The sequence below is a fragment of the Spirosoma jeollabukense genome, assembly GCF_054777855.1.
Window position 1 is genome coordinate 528,406 of sequence record NZ_BAAHAD010000001.1, and the last position, 17,956, is coordinate 546,361.

The 17,956-nt window shown below is 47.6% G+C and carries 13 protein-coding genes; 6 read left to right on the forward strand and 7 right to left on the reverse strand.

The features are described 5' to 3' along the window. Window positions 1-194 precede the first annotated feature (194 nt). Together ACYVEA_RS02125 and ACYVEA_RS02130 are read left to right on the forward strand one after the other, a co-directional pair. Window positions 195-1,895 carry a fatty acid--CoA ligase gene (locus ACYVEA_RS02125; protein WP_461111662.1) on the forward strand — a complete coding sequence of 567 codons (1,701 nt, stop codon included), beginning with the start codon at window positions 195-197 and terminating at the stop codon, window positions 1,893-1,895. Window positions 1,896-1,931: 36 nt separating this feature from the next. Then, on the forward strand, window positions 1,932-2,423 hold the full coding sequence (locus tag ACYVEA_RS02130) for a metallophosphoesterase family protein (protein ID WP_461111663.1): 492 nt from the start codon (window positions 1,932-1,934) through the stop codon (window positions 2,421-2,423). A gap of 60 nt (window positions 2,424-2,483) precedes the next feature. On the opposite strand, the gene ftsH is transcribed toward ACYVEA_RS02130, so the two are convergent. After that, the gene (gene ftsH, locus ACYVEA_RS02135) at window positions 2,484-4,520 is read right to left on the reverse strand and encodes an ATP-dependent zinc metalloprotease FtsH (RefSeq protein WP_461111664.1); all 2,037 of its coding nucleotides are present in this window, start codon (window positions 4,518-4,520) and stop codon (window positions 2,484-2,486) included. A 153-nt stretch (window positions 4,521-4,673) separates the two neighbouring features. After that, window positions 4,674-5,069 carry a ribosome silencing factor gene (gene rsfS, locus ACYVEA_RS02140; protein WP_461111665.1) on the reverse strand — a complete coding sequence of 132 codons (396 nt, stop codon included), beginning with the start codon at window positions 5,067-5,069 and terminating at the stop codon, window positions 4,674-4,676. Window positions 5,070-5,177: 108 nt separating this feature from the next. Between rsfS and ACYVEA_RS02145 the strand changes: the two genes are divergently transcribed. Beyond that, complete coding sequence (locus ACYVEA_RS02145; protein ID WP_461111666.1) at window positions 5,178-5,960, forward strand: biotin--[acetyl-CoA-carboxylase] ligase; 783 nt, start codon at window positions 5,178-5,180, stop codon at window positions 5,958-5,960. A gap of 48 nt (window positions 5,961-6,008) precedes the next feature. On the opposite strand, the gene pafA is transcribed toward ACYVEA_RS02145, so the two are convergent. Beyond that, window positions 6,009-7,679, reverse strand: coding sequence for an alkaline phosphatase PafA (gene pafA, locus ACYVEA_RS02150; protein ID WP_461111667.1), 1,671 nt, complete (start codon window positions 7,677-7,679; stop codon window positions 6,009-6,011). Window positions 7,680-7,773: 94 nt separating this feature from the next. Beyond that, entirely contained in the window at window positions 7,774-8,748 is a 975-nt protein-coding gene (locus ACYVEA_RS02155) for a polyprenyl synthetase family protein (protein ID WP_461111668.1), read from the reverse strand. Between the two features lie 270 nt (window positions 8,749-9,018). Between ACYVEA_RS02155 and ACYVEA_RS02160 the strand changes: the two genes are divergently transcribed. Next, window positions 9,019-10,008, forward strand: coding sequence for a patatin-like phospholipase family protein (locus tag ACYVEA_RS02160; protein ID WP_461111670.1), 990 nt, complete (start codon window positions 9,019-9,021; stop codon window positions 10,006-10,008). Window positions 10,009-10,030: 22 nt separating this feature from the next. On the opposite strand, the gene ACYVEA_RS02165 is transcribed toward ACYVEA_RS02160, so the two are convergent. From ACYVEA_RS02165 to ACYVEA_RS02175, 3 genes are all read right to left on the reverse strand, one after another. Continuing rightward, window positions 10,031-11,281, reverse strand: coding sequence for a ComEC/Rec2 family competence protein (locus tag ACYVEA_RS02165; RefSeq protein ID WP_461111671.1), 1,251 nt, complete (start codon window positions 11,279-11,281; stop codon window positions 10,031-10,033). Window positions 11,282-11,297: 16 nt separating this feature from the next. Further along, window positions 11,298-12,164 (reverse strand): glycerophosphodiester phosphodiesterase family protein, encoded by an 867-nt coding sequence (locus ACYVEA_RS02170; RefSeq protein ID WP_461111672.1) that lies wholly within the window; start codon window positions 12,162-12,164, stop codon window positions 11,298-11,300. A gap of 75 nt (window positions 12,165-12,239) precedes the next feature. After that, the gene (locus ACYVEA_RS02175; RefSeq protein WP_461111673.1) at window positions 12,240-15,629 is read right to left on the reverse strand and encodes an outer membrane beta-barrel protein; all 3,390 of its coding nucleotides are present in this window, start codon (window positions 15,627-15,629) and stop codon (window positions 12,240-12,242) included. Between the two features lie 328 nt (window positions 15,630-15,957). Here ACYVEA_RS02175 and selD point away from each other — a divergent pair, with 328 nt between their 5' ends. Beyond that, a complete protein-coding gene (gene selD / locus ACYVEA_RS02180) occupies window positions 15,958-17,010 on the forward strand; it encodes a selenide, water dikinase SelD (protein WP_461111674.1) in 1,053 nt (350 codons plus the stop codon). Between the two features lie 96 nt (window positions 17,011-17,106). Continuing rightward, window positions 17,107-17,877, forward strand: coding sequence for an alpha/beta fold hydrolase (locus ACYVEA_RS02185; protein WP_461111675.1), 771 nt, complete (start codon window positions 17,107-17,109; stop codon window positions 17,875-17,877). The last annotated feature ends 79 nt before the right edge of the window (window positions 17,878-17,956 follow it).

Genomic DNA, 17,956 nt, shown 5'->3' on the forward strand with positions numbered 1-17,956 from the left:
TGGGTGACTGCCTGTTTCTTTATGCGATACAGTAGTCTATAATCGATCGCATTATCTAAATCTTAAAGTGTAGGTGTAAAAGCAAATGCCCGCCCTGGTTTAGGGCAATCATTTCTACGGATTACTATTTTTTCTTTACATTATTCAATTCTACCTTTAGCTCATGCGTTTTACAGGTAAATACATCTTTAAGCATGATTCAGACACGATTGATTCCCCGCACCGCCGAAGCCCACGAGCCGCCAATGCTCATAAAAACATTGTTAGCTCAGTCACTTAGGTACGAACCACAGCGCGAGATTGTTTACCGTAATTTATTCCGCATGAACTACGTGGACTTCAATCGGCGGACTCGACAGTTGGCCAACGTATTAACAGATCTGGGCGTTAAGGCGGGCGATACAGTGGCGGTGCTGGACTGGGATAGTCATCGGTATCTTGAGTGCTTCTTTGGCGTGACAAGCATTGGTGCCATCCTGCATACTGTCAATGTTCGCCTGTCGCCAGCGCAGATTCTATACACAATGAATCATGCAAACGATAAAGTTGTGCTGATCCACGAGGATTTCCTGCCGATTTTGACGGCTATTAAAAGCCAGCTCACCACCGTTGAAAACTACATTATTCTCAGCGACAAAGTATACACGGGATCGACCACTATAAATCGTCTAAGCGATATACCAAATGACTTTTTCGGAGAATACGAATCGTTACTTAGTGAGGCTTCTGTAGATTACGACTTCCCTGATTTTGACGAAAATACCTGGGCGACAAGTTTTTATACGACAGGTACGACAGGAAATCCAAAAGGTGTTTACTTCTCCCACCGACAGTTATTCATGCATACGATGGGCCTCCTAACCTACATTATCGGTTACGAAGCCATGCCGTTCAAAGGGTCTTCAGACGTGTATATGCCTATTACACCCATGTTCCATGTGCATGCCTGGGGATTTCCCTTTTTAGCTACTATGATGTCGGCAAAACAGGTTTATCCCGGTCGCTACGAACCCGAACTGCTGCTTAAGCTGCTCATCACCGAAGGGGTAACATTATCGCATTGTGTACCCACGATCCTGAATATGCTTGTCAGCAGCCCAGCGGCTCAAAAATACCAAGAGAATCTAAGCCGCTGGAAAGTTCTCATTGGTGGTTCAGCCCTAACAAAAGGGTTAGCAAAAGCGGCTACAGAATTGGGCATAACCGTAATGTCAGGTTATGGTATGTCGGAAACGGCGCCTGTTATGGCCGTTGGATATTTGAACGAGCAGGAAAAGGCACTCCCCTTAGCGGACCAATTAGAGTTACGCACGAGAGCGGGACGAATTTCGCCTTTTATAGATATGCGACTGATGGACGACGACGGAAACTTCGTTCCGCACAATGGTCACTCACTTGGTGAAATTGTGGCCCGTGGGCCGTGGCTTACGCAAGGGTATTACGAAGATCCCGAACGAGGGGCAGATCTGTGGAAAGGCGGTTGGCTACATACGGGCGACGTAGCCAGTATTACCCCCGACAACTGGGTTATCATTGCGGATCGAACCAAAGATGTAATCAAAACCGGGGGTGAGTGGGTATCGTCGCTCGATATGGAAGATGTATTGTCCCAGGTTAAGGGCGTAGCCGAATCTGCCGTTGTTGGTCTACCCGACGACCGTTGGGGCGAACGCCCTCATGCGCTTATCGTTCAAAAACCTGGGCATACACTAACCGTCGACGGAGTCAAAGCAGATCTACAGGCGAAGGTGGAAAATGGCGAATTGCATAAATGGTACGTGCCCGATCGAATCCTGTTCGTACTGGAAATTCCTAAAACGAGCGTAGGGAAAATTGACAAAAAGCGAATCCGGAGCGAGATGAAAGACTTAATTTTGGGCGTTCAGTCTACGTAGAGACCGGTCCGACGGTTCCTACATATATCTCGCTCTATGACACGTATTGGCTTACTTTCAGATACACACAGTTATCTCGATCCGAAAATTTTCACTCATTTTGATGCGTGTGATGAGCTGTGGCACGCGGGTGACGTAGGCGATCTGGCTATTGTCGAACAACTAAAAGCGTTTCGCCCGTTGCGCATCGTAAGCGGAAATATTGATAATGAAACCACTGACTTACCCCTGAATCAACGCTTTTTGCTCGAAGGGCTGGATATCTGGATAACACATATTGGGGGTTCTCCTCCTAAATACAATCCCCATATCCGACCACAATTACAAGTGAATCCACCTGATATTTTTGTTTGTGGCCATTCCCATATTTTAAAGGTAACGCGCGATTCAACCATGCGCAATCTGCTTTATCTTAACCCGGGTGCCGCGGGAAAAACGGGTTTCCATAGCATGAGAACCGCTATTCGATTTACACTTCAAGATCGGCAGATCACCGATATGCAGGTAATTGAGCTAGGGAAGAAGTAAATAATATTACAAACAAAAAGGGCTACACTTTGCAGTATAGCCCTTTTTGTTTGTAATAACTTAAAGTATATCGGCAATGGATTCAGGCTCCGTCTCGGCAGGTTTAGCTTCCTTTCCGATTTCTTCCTTAATCTCTTCTGCGACACCCTTGTTTTTATAAGCCTGATAGACAGTCTCACGCTCAAACGGACGCTTACCAATCAATCGGACGAGATCGTTCTGATAAAGAATCTCTTTCTCAAGTAATTCTTTGGCCAGAATTTCCAAAGCATCACGGTGCTCTGTCAACATCTCCTTCGTGCGAGTATAGGCCATAGCGACTATGTCCCTAACTTCCTGGTCGATATACTTGGCGGTTTCCTCAGAATACGGCTTGTTGAAGTTGTAGTCTGACTGCTTCGAATCGTAGAATGATATATTTCCAATTTTATCATTCATACCGTACATCGTCACCATGCTATAGGCCAGTTTGGTAATTCGCTCCAGATCACTTAGTGCACCCGTCGAAACTTTACCAAAAATTAGGTCTTCTGCTGCCCGACCGCCCAGCGCCATGCACATTTCGTCCATGAGCTGCTCGGTACGATACAGGTACTGTTCACGCGGCAAATACTGTGCATAACCAAGCGCAGATACACCACGCGGCACAATAGTTACCTTTACGAGGGGATCAGCATGCTCCAGGAACCAACCAGCCACTGCGTGACCTGCTTCATGGTAGGCAACGATTTCTTTCTCGTCTGGAGAGATGATTTTATTCTTTTTCTCCAGGCCACCAATCACGCGATCCATAGCGTCCTGAAAATCCTTCATGTCAACAGACTCCTTGTCGCTACGTGCGGCAATTAGGGCTGCTTCATTACAGACATTTGCAATTTCTGCTCCTGCAAAACCGGGTGTTTGCGCAGCCAGTTCTCTTGGATCAACATCATTCGACAATTTGATTGGTTTCAAATGCACCCGAAAAATTGCTTCCCGACCAATAATATCTGGCTTGTCAATGCTAATCTGGCGGTCAAAACGACCAGGACGCTGCAGAGCCGAATCAAGAACGTCGGGACGGTTGGTAGCTGCGAGGATAATAATCCCCGAATCGGTAGCGAAACCATCCATTTCCACCAGCAACGAGTTCAGCGTATTCTCACGCTCGTCATTAGCACCTGGCATTGAACCGCGTCCCCGCGAACGGCCTACGGCATCAATCTCATCGATAAAGATGATACAGGGGGCTTTCTCTTTCGCTTGCTTGAACAAGTCACGGACACGCGCAGCTCCCACCCCAACGAACATTTCCACGAAATCGGATCCCGATAACGAGAAGAACGGTACTGCCGCTTCACCCGCTACAGCCTTCGCCAGCAAGGTTTTACCCGTACCCGGAGGACCGATAAGCAACGCCCCTTTGGGGATTTTTGCGCCCAGCTTGGTGAACTTGGTCGGGTTTTTCAGGTAGTCAACGATTTCTTTAATTTCCTCCTTGGCTTCATCCAGACCTGCTACGTCGTTAAAGGTGATTTTCACCTTATTATCAGCGTCGAACAGGGCGGCTTTTGATTTCCCAATGTTGAAAATCTGGCCACCCGGCCCACCCGCGCCCGACATCCGGCCAAGTAGAAAATACATGGCCAGAATCATTACGATCAGGAAACCCCAGGTGCTAATGATACTGCCAAAGTCGCTACGCTGTTCGAATCGGTATTCAACCTTTTCGTTAGCAGGCGTGTCTTTCTCCATAGCATCCAGGTCCTTTTTAAAGGTTTCGCCAGATGCAATCTGGATTTGAAAATGCGGCCCATGATTACTACCAAAATAGGGTTTTTCGGCAAATAAACTTTTGTATTTAGGGCTTTGAGCAGCTTGTTGGGTAAGCGTAATTTCAGCAATCTTGTCATTGACGATGACAACATCAGCCACCTCATGCTCTTTCACCATTTGCTCAAACCGCTTCTGCGGTATTTCACGGGTGGCTGAACTGCGGTTAAAGAATGTAATGCCAAGAATGGCAGCAATCAGCAACGCAACAATCCACCCTTGAAAGTTAGGCTTACGGGGCCCACTACGTGGTGATAACGGATTTCTATTATTATTCTCTGCCATTTCCTCAGGTTGTACAAACGGATTACATGGGTAACACCGTTTTGCGAATGAATGTTTCTATTGCTAAACGCTTGGGACAGACGGTCGATCGACCCCATAGACGGACCAAAACGGACCTGCTTGCCGACTATGTTGTCAAACTAATTCAATCTCTCAGGACGCGGCCGTAAATTCATTATCTTGAATCAAATAAATCTCAGCATCGCCCCAAAGTTGTTCGAGATCGTAGAAAGCCCGGCGATCTTTTTTAAAGACATGAGCTACTACATCGACATAATCCAGCAGAATCCATTCCCGGTTCAATTTCCCTTCTTTGTGCCAGGGATCTTGTTTGCTGGCTTTATATACTTCTTCTTCAACGGAAGTAGAGATGGAATCAATCTGCGTATCAGAATTACCCGAACAAAGAACGAAGTAATCACAGATGGCGTTTTTAACGTTGCGCAGGTCCATTACAACAATGTCCTGTGCTTTTTTTTCCTGCATACCCTGAACAACGAAGTCACGGATTTGCTCGGCGGTATACTCATGGTTTTTGTTACTTCTCATGCTTTCGGTTTAACATGGCACGATAAGCCAATCAGCGGGTACATTGGTTAAGATCACTCGACTTGCGCAGTACCATTCATCAGCTTTACTACTAAACTACATATTATTTTGTACAAAATCTATCCCAAAACACTTTTTCTTGGGCAAAAAATCCAATACCTGCCAAGCTGTCAGTCTACTAACGACGAAGCGTCTGCTTTGATTGTCCAAACAGACCCCGCCGAAGGTACCCTTGTCATAACGGATAACCAAACGGCCGGCCGTGGACAACGTGGCAATCAGTGGGAAGCTCAGTCCGGGCAAAATCTAACATTTTCGCTCATCCTCAAACCCTCGTTTCTCACGGCCACCGAGCAGTTCTGGCTTAACATGGCTATTTCGTTGGGTATATACGATACGCTTCAACCGCTTGTTGGCAATTCACTACGTATCAAATGGCCTAATGACATTTATGTTGGTGATCAGAAATTAGGCGGAATTTTAATCGAGAATACCCTGCATGGCTACGGCATTGCCTGGTCGATAGTCGGCATCGGTCTAAATGTAAATCAGACCGAATTTGGTTATCCAACCGCTACGTCCCTCCAACTACAATCTCTACTCCCTAATATGTATGATTTGCCAGGCCTGCTTGGCCGACTCTGTGAAACGCTGGAACAACGTTACCTTCAGTTGCGATCCGGTAATCGGGATACGCTAAAAATCAATTATTTACAGATACTATATCGCTTTCAGGAAGAACATGGGTTCGAAAGCGAAGGACGCTTTTTTCGAGGTATCATTATCGGTGTAGATGACACCGGTCGGTTAGCCATCGCCAACGACGGGAAAGTGCGGTATTTTGGGTTTAAGGAAGTAAGTTTTTTAATGAGTGAAAGAGCGAATGAGTGAAAGCGTGCCTGTGCTAATTGGCGCTCTTTCACTCATTCGCTCTTTCACTCATTTAGAAATCGCTTCCTCAACCGGATTGCCGATGCAGCCACTAGGTTCGAGAAGACTCAGCAGGGCCGTAATCGTTGGGGCAATATCGTGAACGTGCGTCCGGCGCAGGGTCTGACCGGGTTTTATACCCCAGCCATAGAGCAGAAACGGTACGTGTGTATCGTAGGCATAGACAGTACCATGCGTAGTCCCTTTGCTACGCCCTTCAATCCAGCCCGGAGGCTGCATCACGTAGAAATCGCCACTACGATTCGGGTGGTTCACGTTTCGAAACAGATTAGCCTGCAATTCTGGCAACGCTTCGGCCCCGAGATTGTGTAGATTTATTACGTTGACAATCGCCTTTTGCTTTAACAAAACAGTACGTAACAACTCATAGACGTCCTGCATGGCAATCTTCTTCTCTGTCAGCAATGTATGATTCAGATAAATCTGCTGGTTGATGTAAGACAGCATCCATTGTCCAGGTCCGTACGCTTTTTCGAGCGTAGTTTTCACAAGGTCGCCAATGTCTCCGTAGCCTCTTGTTCCGGCCGGAATACGGTTCATCTGCAGGAATCCCGGTGCATCAACCACACCATGATCGGCGGACAGAAACGCCAGCCACTGCCCCTTGCCGACGGTTGCATCCAGCTGCGCAAAAATATCGGCCAACTGCCGGTCAAGCCGAATATAATTATCTTCTGTTTCAACAGCATGCGTGCCAAAAGCATGACCAATGTAGTCGGGCGACGAGAAGCTGAGGCACAGCATATCCGTTACGTCATGCTGCCCGAGTTGTTCACCTTTGATGGCGGCCAATGCAAACTCTTTGGTAATCTGATCGCCATATGGGCTGGTACGTAGCGGCTCGTATTTAAGCCCACCTGCCTGAACGGCGAAGCTATGAGGAAAAACAGGTTTGTCTTCGCCCGCCATGGAAGCCTCATACGGTTCGTCGTCGGGGGTACTTTCTGTATATTGACCAGCCGCTAACGTTGGCTCCCACTTCTGGGTTAAGAATTGCTCGGGTAATTTGCGGGCATTGAACGTCTGGACCCATTGAGGCAATTCCTTTTGATAGAATGTACTGCTAATAAAATTACCGTCTTTCGAATCGAACCAGTAGGCTGCGTTCGCCGTATGACCCGCAGGCAGGATAGCGCCCCGGTCCTTGAGGGCAATCCCCACCACTTTAGCACGACCGTCCGTAGCCAGCTTAAGTTGATCACCAATGGTGGTCACGAGCAGGTTTCGTGGCGACATTTTGCCGGCCGTTCCGGTATTGCCAACTGTGCTGACCGATGTATCTTCAGCGCAATACATCAGCCGACCAAGGTTTCTTTCGTAAAAATCGTTGCCAACAATACCATTGAGCGCTGGAGCCGAACCCGTATACACAGCCGCATGGCCGGGACCTGTATACGTAGCAGCGTAGTGATAATGGTTGTTACGGGCGTTGAAGCCGCCATCCATCATCCGCCGAAAACCACCGGTACTGAATTTATCGTAGTAGCGATATAGGTAATCATACCGCATCTGGTCAACAACAATACCGACAACAAGTTTCGGCCGCGCCAGGCGTTGTCCATTTCCGGATGCGGGAGCAGGTACAGTACTTTTTTTAGGTTGAGCAATGACCGACGTGGCAAGCAGTGCGATCAGAATTAAAGGAGAAAAAATACGCATATAGCCGTTTTAGGAGGATTGGGTCTACAAATGTACAAACAAATTACGGGGTCGATGTCGTTTGCTGTTCAGCAGCCAGAGAAGCGTATTGTTCTTATTTGCTCCGGTCAATGGTGTATTGGACTAGCTTATATAACGATTGCCGATATGAGGAATCGGGGAACGAGTCCAGCAGCGTCTGAGCCTCGGCAACGTAGTGATTCATGGCCTGGGTAGCATAGTCAATCCCCCCCGAGTTTTTAACGAAATCAATTACTTCATTTACTTTCTTTGGCTTTTCACTTTCGTTCTTAATGATATTGATTATCCGCCGTCTTTCCAGATAACCCGCTTTATTAAGGGCATAGATGAGGGGCAATGTCATTTTTTTCTCTTTGATATCAATCCCCAGCGGCTTACCTACTTCGGCCGTGCCATAATCGAACAAATCGTCTTTGATCTGGAAGGCAATACCAACTTTCTCGCCAAAGGTGCGCGCCTTCTCAATAATTGCCTGTTCAACACCAGCCGACCTGGCCCCTACGGCACAGCAGGCAGCAATGAGGGAGGCCGTTTTCTGACGGATAATATCATAATAAACCGTCTCGGTAATATCCAGGCGCCGGGCCTTATAAAGTTGAAGCAATTCGCCTTCACTGATCTCACGCACGGCCGTCGAAACCAGCCGCAGTAAGTCAAAATCCCCGTTATCTACCGAAAGCAGCAATCCCCGCGACAGCAGATAATCGCCCACGAGTACGGCTATTTTGTTTTTCCAGAGCGCATTGATGGAGAAGAATCCCCGCCGGTAGTTGGAGTCATCTACTACGTCGTCATGAACAAGTGTAGCGGTATGCAGTAATTCAATAAGGGACGCCCCCCGGTACGTTGCCTCCGTAATCTGACCACAGACACCCGCCATCAGAAATACGAACATGGGACGGAGTTGCTTACCCTTCCGTTTCACGATATACTTCATGATCTGGTCGAGTAGCATGACATCGCTTTTCATCTGCCCTCTAAATTTCTGCTCGAACAACTCCATTTCGGCAACAATCGGGGCTTGTATCTCAGCGACGGTAATAGGCATTATTTTCAGTTATCAGTGAGCGGTTATCAGTCAACAGCAGTCAGTACGTGGTGCATACCGGTCAACAGACTAACACCTATTGACTGGTAACTGCTCACTGATAACTGTTTTTACAACAATTATAGCAAGGAAAGCGCAGACGCCGAAAAGCCATTTAGAAAACCAGACTACGTTCGCACAACTATCAGGCAACAGATTCGTTTTGTTTATTGTCCAAAAAGACTCAATTTTCCACCAATGTTTTATTCCTGACACGTATCAAGGCTTTGTATGGTTGACAATCCAATCCCGCCAGTTCCGCAGCTCGACGCCATTTCGCCAAAAACGCACCTTCCTTCCAAAGCACTTGTACTAGGGGGCGGTTCCCTCAAAGGGGCCTTTCAGGTGGGGGCCGTTATGGCACTTTTTGAATCGGGTTTTGCGCCGGACAGCCTCTATGGCATTTCGGTTGGGAGTCTGAATGCAACCTTCATGGCGAATGAAGCAGCCCGTCAACACGCCGAGAATGGTCAGGTTGACTGGGTGAAAGTAGGGAAGTATTTAATTGAATTCTGGATCAGAAATATCACCAAACCCAGCGACGTAGCCGTTATTCGATCCCGGTTTCGTATGGGTTATAATACGATCATGAGCCGTTTTGATGGCCTACTGGACAACTCACCCATCAAAAATCTTATCCGCAATCATGTTGATCTGGAAGCCATTAAAAACGGTCCGGTAAAACTGAAGGTTGGTGCCGTCGATATTATCGAAGGGGATATGTGCTACGCGGATGTTCATGACCCTAATTTTCTGGACTACGTATACGCCAGTAGCTCCCTGCCCTTTCTAATGCCTGCCGTGCAAATCGGGGGCGATCATCGGCGGGCATTTTTGGACGGTGGTATGCGGGAAGTCGCTCCACTACGTGTCGCAATCGAAGACGGAGCCACGGAAATTGCCTGCGTCGCCTGCCATGCCAAAAAGATTTATAACGAGAAATTCAACTACCGAAACCTGCTGAATTTAATGGATCGGGTCAAAGACATTACAGTCAATCAATTGGTGAACAACGACATAGCCTGGGCCGAGCGGTTTGCCGAACGGGAGCATAGTCGGGGACATTCCCTTCACCTGACCGTCATCCGGCCTACAGAACCGCTCTTTCTTAATCTGATGCGCTTCACGTCAGAAGATATTGGCCGAATGATAGTGCAGGGCTATCAGGCAGGCACCGACATGCTGAAAACAAACCGGTTAGCGAGTCATGCGTCTGTTTAACACTGATGTACCAAACTCATTTTTACTGCGCCTGATACGGCCCATATATAGCCTTCACGCGCATTGACTCGTCGGTATCGTCTATGACCAGCACACTATAGATGTTGCCAGCCGGTTCAACGCGTATCACAACGTGCCCTGTTGTGCTTTTTAGTCGCGGCACTAAGTCGCCAATCGTCGCTTTCGCTTCGTCGAGAAGGTTGGTGGCAAACACATCCCGTCCACCCGTATAAAATTCGTCGGAGTAGATTCGCTCAAGAACTTTTCGGCCCGGATGAGACGAGGCCCAGGCGGGAATGACCAGCACCCGCGGCCGTAAACTTGCTAACAATGACCCATTCTGCGAATCCTCATACCCATGATGATCGAGCAGTTGTACGTCAACAGGTCCCACAATCCTGGCTAGCGGGGTTTCAACATCATGCCAGGCCGGTTCGCCAAATTGCAACACGCCGGGCAGGTCACCCCCAGACATATACTCGAAATTTCCGTATCGGATACGTAACGCAATGCTACACATATTCTCATTGGGGTATTGAGCAACAGGTATTGACAACAAGTCCGGAAAGTGCGGCTGAACTGCCTGTCCCGTACCCGTCCAGAGGTCACCATTAACGGCCAGATTTCTGATTTCAAACAAGTTTTTATAGGCCTTTGGATGATTCAACAGCTTGATCTGATCGTTGAGTCCAGCCTGAAACCGCTCGACAGCCAAACCTTTGTGCTGAATTTGCCATGCAAGAAATCGCAGATAATTGACGACCATTGAATCACTTTGAAACGGACGTGGGTAGGTATAATCCGGCCAGCCGCGATCCAATATTTTCCGTACCGGAATAAATTCGGCAACTTCCGTAATTCCCGCTGATACGTATCCACCCGCTGATTTCCTGGCCACATTTAATGGCGACCCCATATGGTCATCATGAAAATGGGTGATAACCGCATAGTCGATTGCAGGCTTATTTTGGAAACGTAGTGTTTGGCGAATATACCGGGCGATCCACTCCCCTGCTTGTCTGTCATTAGTGGGCTCAACGGGTAAATTACGGGGCTTTCCGGTGCGCCAGTCAAGTGTATTAATGGCTCCGGCATCAATCAATAACGTAGTGCCATCGGGCAGCACCGCGAACGTAGCGTTTCCCTGTCCTGTATTAATGTGGTGAATATCGAGTTGTCCTTCCCGCCAAATAGCGAGCGGTTGACCAACTGGCTGAGCCAGACTTTTCCCAACAGCCACCAGCAATAGGACAAACAATCGGAGAAACAGCATACGTATCAGATCCAAGTTAAAATAAATCAGCCACTTCAAGCGGACGATCTGTAGTGAGGATATCTCCGCCTTGTCGAACGATCTCTTTGTAGCCAGCAGCCGCTTCCTGAATTGGTTTTTCATCGAGCTGGCCCGTTCCATACGTTCCCACAGACGACAGAATGCCAAGCTTATGGAGACGATCATAGAATGAAACTGGTTGTAACTTCTGCGGAGTCAGCGCAATTAATCGCGCTTTGGGCAACGCGCTACGTTCAAAATGATCCATATCCTCCAGGCTATTCACCCCTACAGCCAGCCAGAGCTTCGGATACGTAGTGCGCACGCGCTGCGCATCGGCCAGTGAATAACAGATGACAAAAACGGCATTTTCCGCCTTGTATTTTTTCACCAGTTCCATCACCCGAATTGGATCGGTGCCGGGTTTCACGTCCAGGGCGAGAAGATATCGATTCTGATTCCAGGCTAATACATCCGCGAAGGTGGGCATGTGTTGATTGGTCAGCTCACCAGCCAATGTTTTGAGCTGAGTCGATTTTAACTCCGCCAGCGATCGTTCCGCCACAGGCCCTTTGGCATTCGACTCCCGGTCCAGGGTAGCGTCATGTAACAAAACATAGCCACTGTCGCGGGTCATGCGCACATCCATTTCCAGAATAGCGTCAGGAAGTGCGCTTGCCGTTTTACTAAAAGTTATAATTGAATTTTCGGTATCTACCGGTCCGGGGCCACCCCGATGCGCCAGAATAAGCGGGCGTTTCCGTGCGGGAGTGTACCGAAAAAACGCATCGATCGTCTGGCTATCCCGAAAACGATTTATTGATTGTGCCATTCCCTCGCTGGTGAGCAGCACACTGATTAAAAAGAGAAGTTTTACTTTCATACGCAAATTTACATCAACAAAAATCCCCCGTCACAGTAGCTGTGCGGGGGATTTTCAGTTCTTCAATCAATCGTATTAGAACGAGTAACGAACGCCAAGCTGAGCCTGCCAAACGTTATCGATCGTTACACTTTTAACCCATGAATCTCTAAGTAAAATAACACTACCATCAGGCAAGGTTTGTGTAGCAAGCCTGTACGTTGGCAAACCTGCAGTACTAACACCAGCCAGAGTCAGTGGGTTGGCAGTGGTGGATTGCCAACCTACACCCCATTTATTATTAAGGAGGTTACCAACGTTGAGAATATCGGCCCGGAACTGGATACTGTGCCGTGTTCCTTTAGCACCCGTTTTGACGTAGAACTCCTGCATTACCGTGAAGTCGAAACGAGTCAACCAAGGCGCATAGCCACCATTCCGTTCGGCATACTGACCACGGCGCGTTTTCAGGTAATCATTACCCTGGATATAAGACTCCAAAGCAGCCTGCTGCTGCTCAGGAGAGTATACTGGCGCGGATGCACCTGAGCCAACTGTTAATGAAGCAAACGTTAGATCAGTAGCTTTCGCGGGTACGAACAACAGGTCATTATTGTTTTGTCCATCACCGTTCAGATCACTACCGTAAACATACGATTGCTTATAACCGCTAGTCGATTGCATACCCAATGTAAAGGTTGTTGCACCGCCGAATTTACCGCCGTAATTCAGCCGATAATTCACATAACCAATAATCCGATGACGCAAATCATTATCCCCGAACGATACGGTCAGGTAATTTTGTCCGCCAACCGTGGGTGCATTACCCACAACCGTACTACCGACCGATTGTAAATCTCTAGCTAGCCCATACGTATAGGCTAACATCCCGCCAAAACCATTAACCGTAGGCTTTTCGAGTTTTGCCGTGAACGTATACGCACTCCCCTCAGTTGTATTTTTCAATACGAATGCGTTTGTATTATAAGGGTAGTTAATAAAGCGGGTATTACCATTTGGATAACGGCTCCGCGTATCGGGACCAGTAAGCTGCTGATCTGGTCCTTTCAAGTTGGCATCAATATACCGTAGCCCTTGAATCGTCTTATTATAAATCACTTCCAACGTACCAATCAAGCCCCAGGGTAACCGTTGGTCGATAGCGATATTCGTTTTCCACACCACGGGATATTTTAGGTTAGGGTCTGTTGCATTAACAGCGTAACCTGTCAAACTCTTAACATCGGTGATTTTGGGATCAGGTAATACACCGGCTGGTAATTTGCTGGGATCGGTTACAAACGGAAATCGTTTAGTATCATCAGGTCTGGTAGCATCATAGTTAACTGTTAAGACACCTGTATTAACCCCATTGTTACCTAACTGATTAGATACCAGTACTTCGGGAATACGTGATACAAAAAGACCACTCCCTCCGCGAATCTGCGTCGACTTATTCCCTTTTACGTCCCAGTTGAATCCAACACGGGGAGAGATCAGCAAGCGCGGTTTCGGAAAAGCACCCGTATTGAGCTTATAGTTGGCTCCGTTTTCATCTCTATATGTAAGTTCAGCAACACGTGGGTTATTGAAGGCTTCGGCAGTCGAATTATCATAAGCAAAAATATCAGCCCGTATACCAGCCGTTAGTTTGAACGTTGGATTAATCTGGAATTCATCCTGTACATAGGCGCTGTAGGTACTTCTGTGCAACGTTTGCAAAGGTTCAGCACCACCCGGCACTAACGAGTAACGCAGGTTGTAACGAGCTAATGGAACCGGCGAAGTCGTAGCTGTTGGGTTATTTATTGAAGCTAAGGCAGCCTGTTTAAATTCGTCGATTGATCTATAGACATATACACCATTCGACGCTGGGAAGAATACGTTGTTCGACGTATATTTTTCATACGACAGGCCAAACGTAAGCGTGTGTTTACCCGCAAAATAGCTGAAGTTATCCGTAATATTCAGCGTCGAATAGTTCAGTTTGTTGTTTGGCGTAAATGGATCAAAACCAATAGAGGTATACGTAGTACCATCTTTCAGAATATCGATGGTTGGGAAAACACCCGTCAGGTACGTGCGGTCTTCAATCTGTTTGTTATACGTAGCAACCAGTTTGTTAGCAAATTTTCCACCAAACGTAGAGTTCAATTCGGCAGCGAACGACCGGGTATTATCGGCGATTTTGTAGCCCGTGTTTTGTGGCGAAAGTGCCAGACCACCGTTATAACCAGTTGACGAATAACCTGTACGGTTACCAAAACCTGCCGTACTACTACTATTACTGTTACTAATCGCCTGATCAGAATCAGAATCATGGTGCGAATAACGTACTGACAGTTTATGGTTGTCATTGATGTTATAATCGAGCCTGATCAATCCTTTCAAACTGTTAACCTGGTTGTTAAAGTTATCAATGGCACCCAGATCCCGATTAAAGTTCGTTTTCATAAATGCACTAAGGTCTTCCAGGTCAGCCGCTGTTGTACGGGATACGTTACCAGAAGTTACCCCAGGTCGTGAAGCCACGTAGTCCAGAGCGGGTGCGCTGCTCTTGTATTGTTCGACGTTGACAAAGAAGAACAACTTGTTTTTAATGATCGGTCCACCCAAGCGGAAACCAGTTGTCTTTTTATCGAGAGTTACTGGAGGCAGATTTCTGCCATCCGCTTTTTTACCAGCCAAATCGCTGTTCTGAAAGAGATAATAAACAGAACCCGAAAAATCGTTCGTTCCTGAGCGCGTTACGGCGTTAATACCAGCCCCCGAAAAACCAGTCTGACGAACGTCATAAGGTGCTACGTTCAACTGGATCTCATCAAGTGCATCCAACGACACAGCCGTTGTACCCGTCCGTCCACCCGCCTGAGCCGATGAACCTAAACCGAAGCCATTATTGAACACCGCACCATCAATCGTAATGTTGTTGAAACGAGGGTCCTGACCACCAAATGATTGGCCATTACCATACGCATTGTATTTAGTGATGTCATTAATGGTACGCCCAATCGTTGGAATCGTATTGATCGTTCCCCGGCCATAGGAGGTAGCGGCTCCAGTTCGGTTAGAACTGATAACGCCATTTTGATTTCCCGAAACAACTACCTCCGATAATACAGTACTATTATCAGCCATTTTGAAACTCACATCAGCAGAGGTACCCAGGTTTGTGAAGACGCCCTCGACAACCTGATCTTTAAAGCCAACGAATGTAGCCGTTACTTTGAATGGGCCACCTACGCGAACGCCCGGAAGCGTATAACGGCCTGAGCTGTTTGTAGTTGTCCCATACCGGCTTCCCGATGGTTCGTGAATGGCCACCACCGTGGCACCGGGTAAAGCCCCCCCTTTATCGTCGGTCACCTGACCATCAATAACCGAGGTTGTTACCTGCGCCATGGCTCCGCTCCCACCGAGCACGGCCAATAGCATACTGCCGACCAGCACTAAAGTCGCTCGCATTTGCAGTAGTTTTTTAGACATAGAAGTGTTTGATTTGGTTAGTACTATCTGAGGCACTTATTCATTTGAACTGTTTCTCAAATAAGAAGCAAATATGCTATTTTTTTCGAAGTCTTAATGGGGGGTATCTTAAAAAAGTACCACTATATAAAATCTTATAGACCTTATTCTAAGAATAACCCTATTTCAAGACGATTACGTTCTATAAACTATATTATCAAATTGTTATTCACACGTAATCATATAGATAGCTCACTGACCGAAATAGAACCTTTCAACCCCGATGAGTCTTAGTACTGTATGATTACATGCATAGGTTACCACATTTCCCTCTTAGTTTTGTCCCTTTATGACACCAACCGAAACGACATCCGTTAAACTTACGCAATACAGCCACGGGGCCGGTTGCGGCTGCAAGATTTCGCCCAAAATACTGGACCAGATTCTGCATACGAACCAGACGTCGGTTCAGCCGTATTATCAAAATCTACTCGTCGGCAACGATTCCCGGGACGATGCGGCCGTGCTCGACCTTGGAAATGGGGAAGCTATCATCAGCACCACCGATTTTTTTATGCCTATTGTAGACGACGCTTTCGACTTCGGACGTATCGCGTCGGCTAATGCCATCAGTGACGTGTATGCTATGGGGGGCGAACCCATTATGGCTATTGCTATTCTGGGCTGGCCCATAAATACGCTGCCGCCGGACGTAGCAGCACACGTACTGGAAGGTTCCCGGGCTGTATGTAGAGAAGCGGGAATTCCGCTCGCCGGGGGACACAGCATCGACTCTCCCGAACCAATTTTTGGATTGGCCGTAACGGGAAAAGTCCGGCTCGATCACCTCAAGCAAAACAATACCGCCACCAAAGGCTGCCGCCTTTATCTGACAAAACCGCTGGGTGTTGGCATTCTGACGACTGCTCAGAAAAAAGGGATTCTTAAACCAGAACATGCAGACATCGCTCCGCAGCAAATGGCACAGCTTAATAAGTTCGGGGCTGTTCTGGGTAAATTACCGTATGTGAAAGCATTAACCGATGTAACGGGCTTTGGACTGCTGGGACACCTTACTGAAATGGCCGAAGGTTCGGGCCTTAGTGCTGTCATCACCTTCGATGATGTACCGAAGTTGTCAATTATAGCTGACTATCTGGCGCAGAAAAGCTTTCCCGGTGGCACAGTCCGTAACTGGGACAGCTACGGCCACAAGATCAGTGACTTGACCGAAACCCAGCGATACACATTGGCCGACCCACAAACATCAGGGGGGCTACTCATTGCGGTTATGCCAGAAAGTACGATTGAATTTGAGCAGGTAGCTGCTGAGAACGGCTTTTCGCTCCACTCATTCGGTGAGCTGGTAGAGCAACGCGAAAAAGTTATTTATGTAAACTAAATGCCAAACGCAGCGAGTACGGAGTTCGATATAAGGGTTACAAAGCTTTTCCGTGGCCTCCGTGTTCAACTCAGTGGTCTCTGTGTTTAAATCAATATGAAATTATTCTTCCGTCAAACGGGCGAGACCGGACCGGCTATTGTCATCTTACACGGTATTTTTGGCTCGTCGGATAACTGGCTGACAACCAGCAAAACTATTGCGGCACAGGGGTACCGGGTTTTTGCCCTCGATCAGCGGAATCATGGTCAGTCGCCCCGTGCCAATGAGCAGGATTACCAAAGTATGGCCGCAGACCTGCGCGAGTTTCTCATCGATCAAAAACTTGACGAGCCTATTCTGGTAGGTCATTCGATGGGCGGCAAAACGGTCATGCAATACGTAATGACTTACCCTAAAACGTTTAAAAAACTGGTGGTTGTTGACATTGCTCCCAAGTTTTACCCAATACACCACGCTGAACTTATTCGTGGGCTAAACGCAATTGACCTGGCTGGCATCAGGAGTCGCACTGAAGCCGACGCGGTATTGAGTCGGTACGAACCCGTATTGGCCGTACGGCAGTTTTTGCTTAAAAATCTGTTCCGGAATGAGCAGGGTTTATTCGACTGGCGGCTGAATTTACCCGTCATTGAGCGGGAATTGCACACGGTTGGGGAAGAGTTGACCAATCCACGCATTGTAACCGAACCAACGTTATTTATGCGGGGAAGTGAATCACCCTACATTTTGGATGAAGACCTTCCAGCCATCAGACGCATATTCCCGAACGCACAGATCGAAACAATTCAGGGCGCGGGCCACTGGGTACAAGCCGAAAAACCAGTGGAGTTTGTTGAAACGTTAATGAAGTTTGTAAATAGTTAGATTTGTCATGCTGACGAAGGAAGCATCTCCGTTAACAGCAGTCATACCATTTACTACCGCTTCGGCGGTTTGGCGAAGA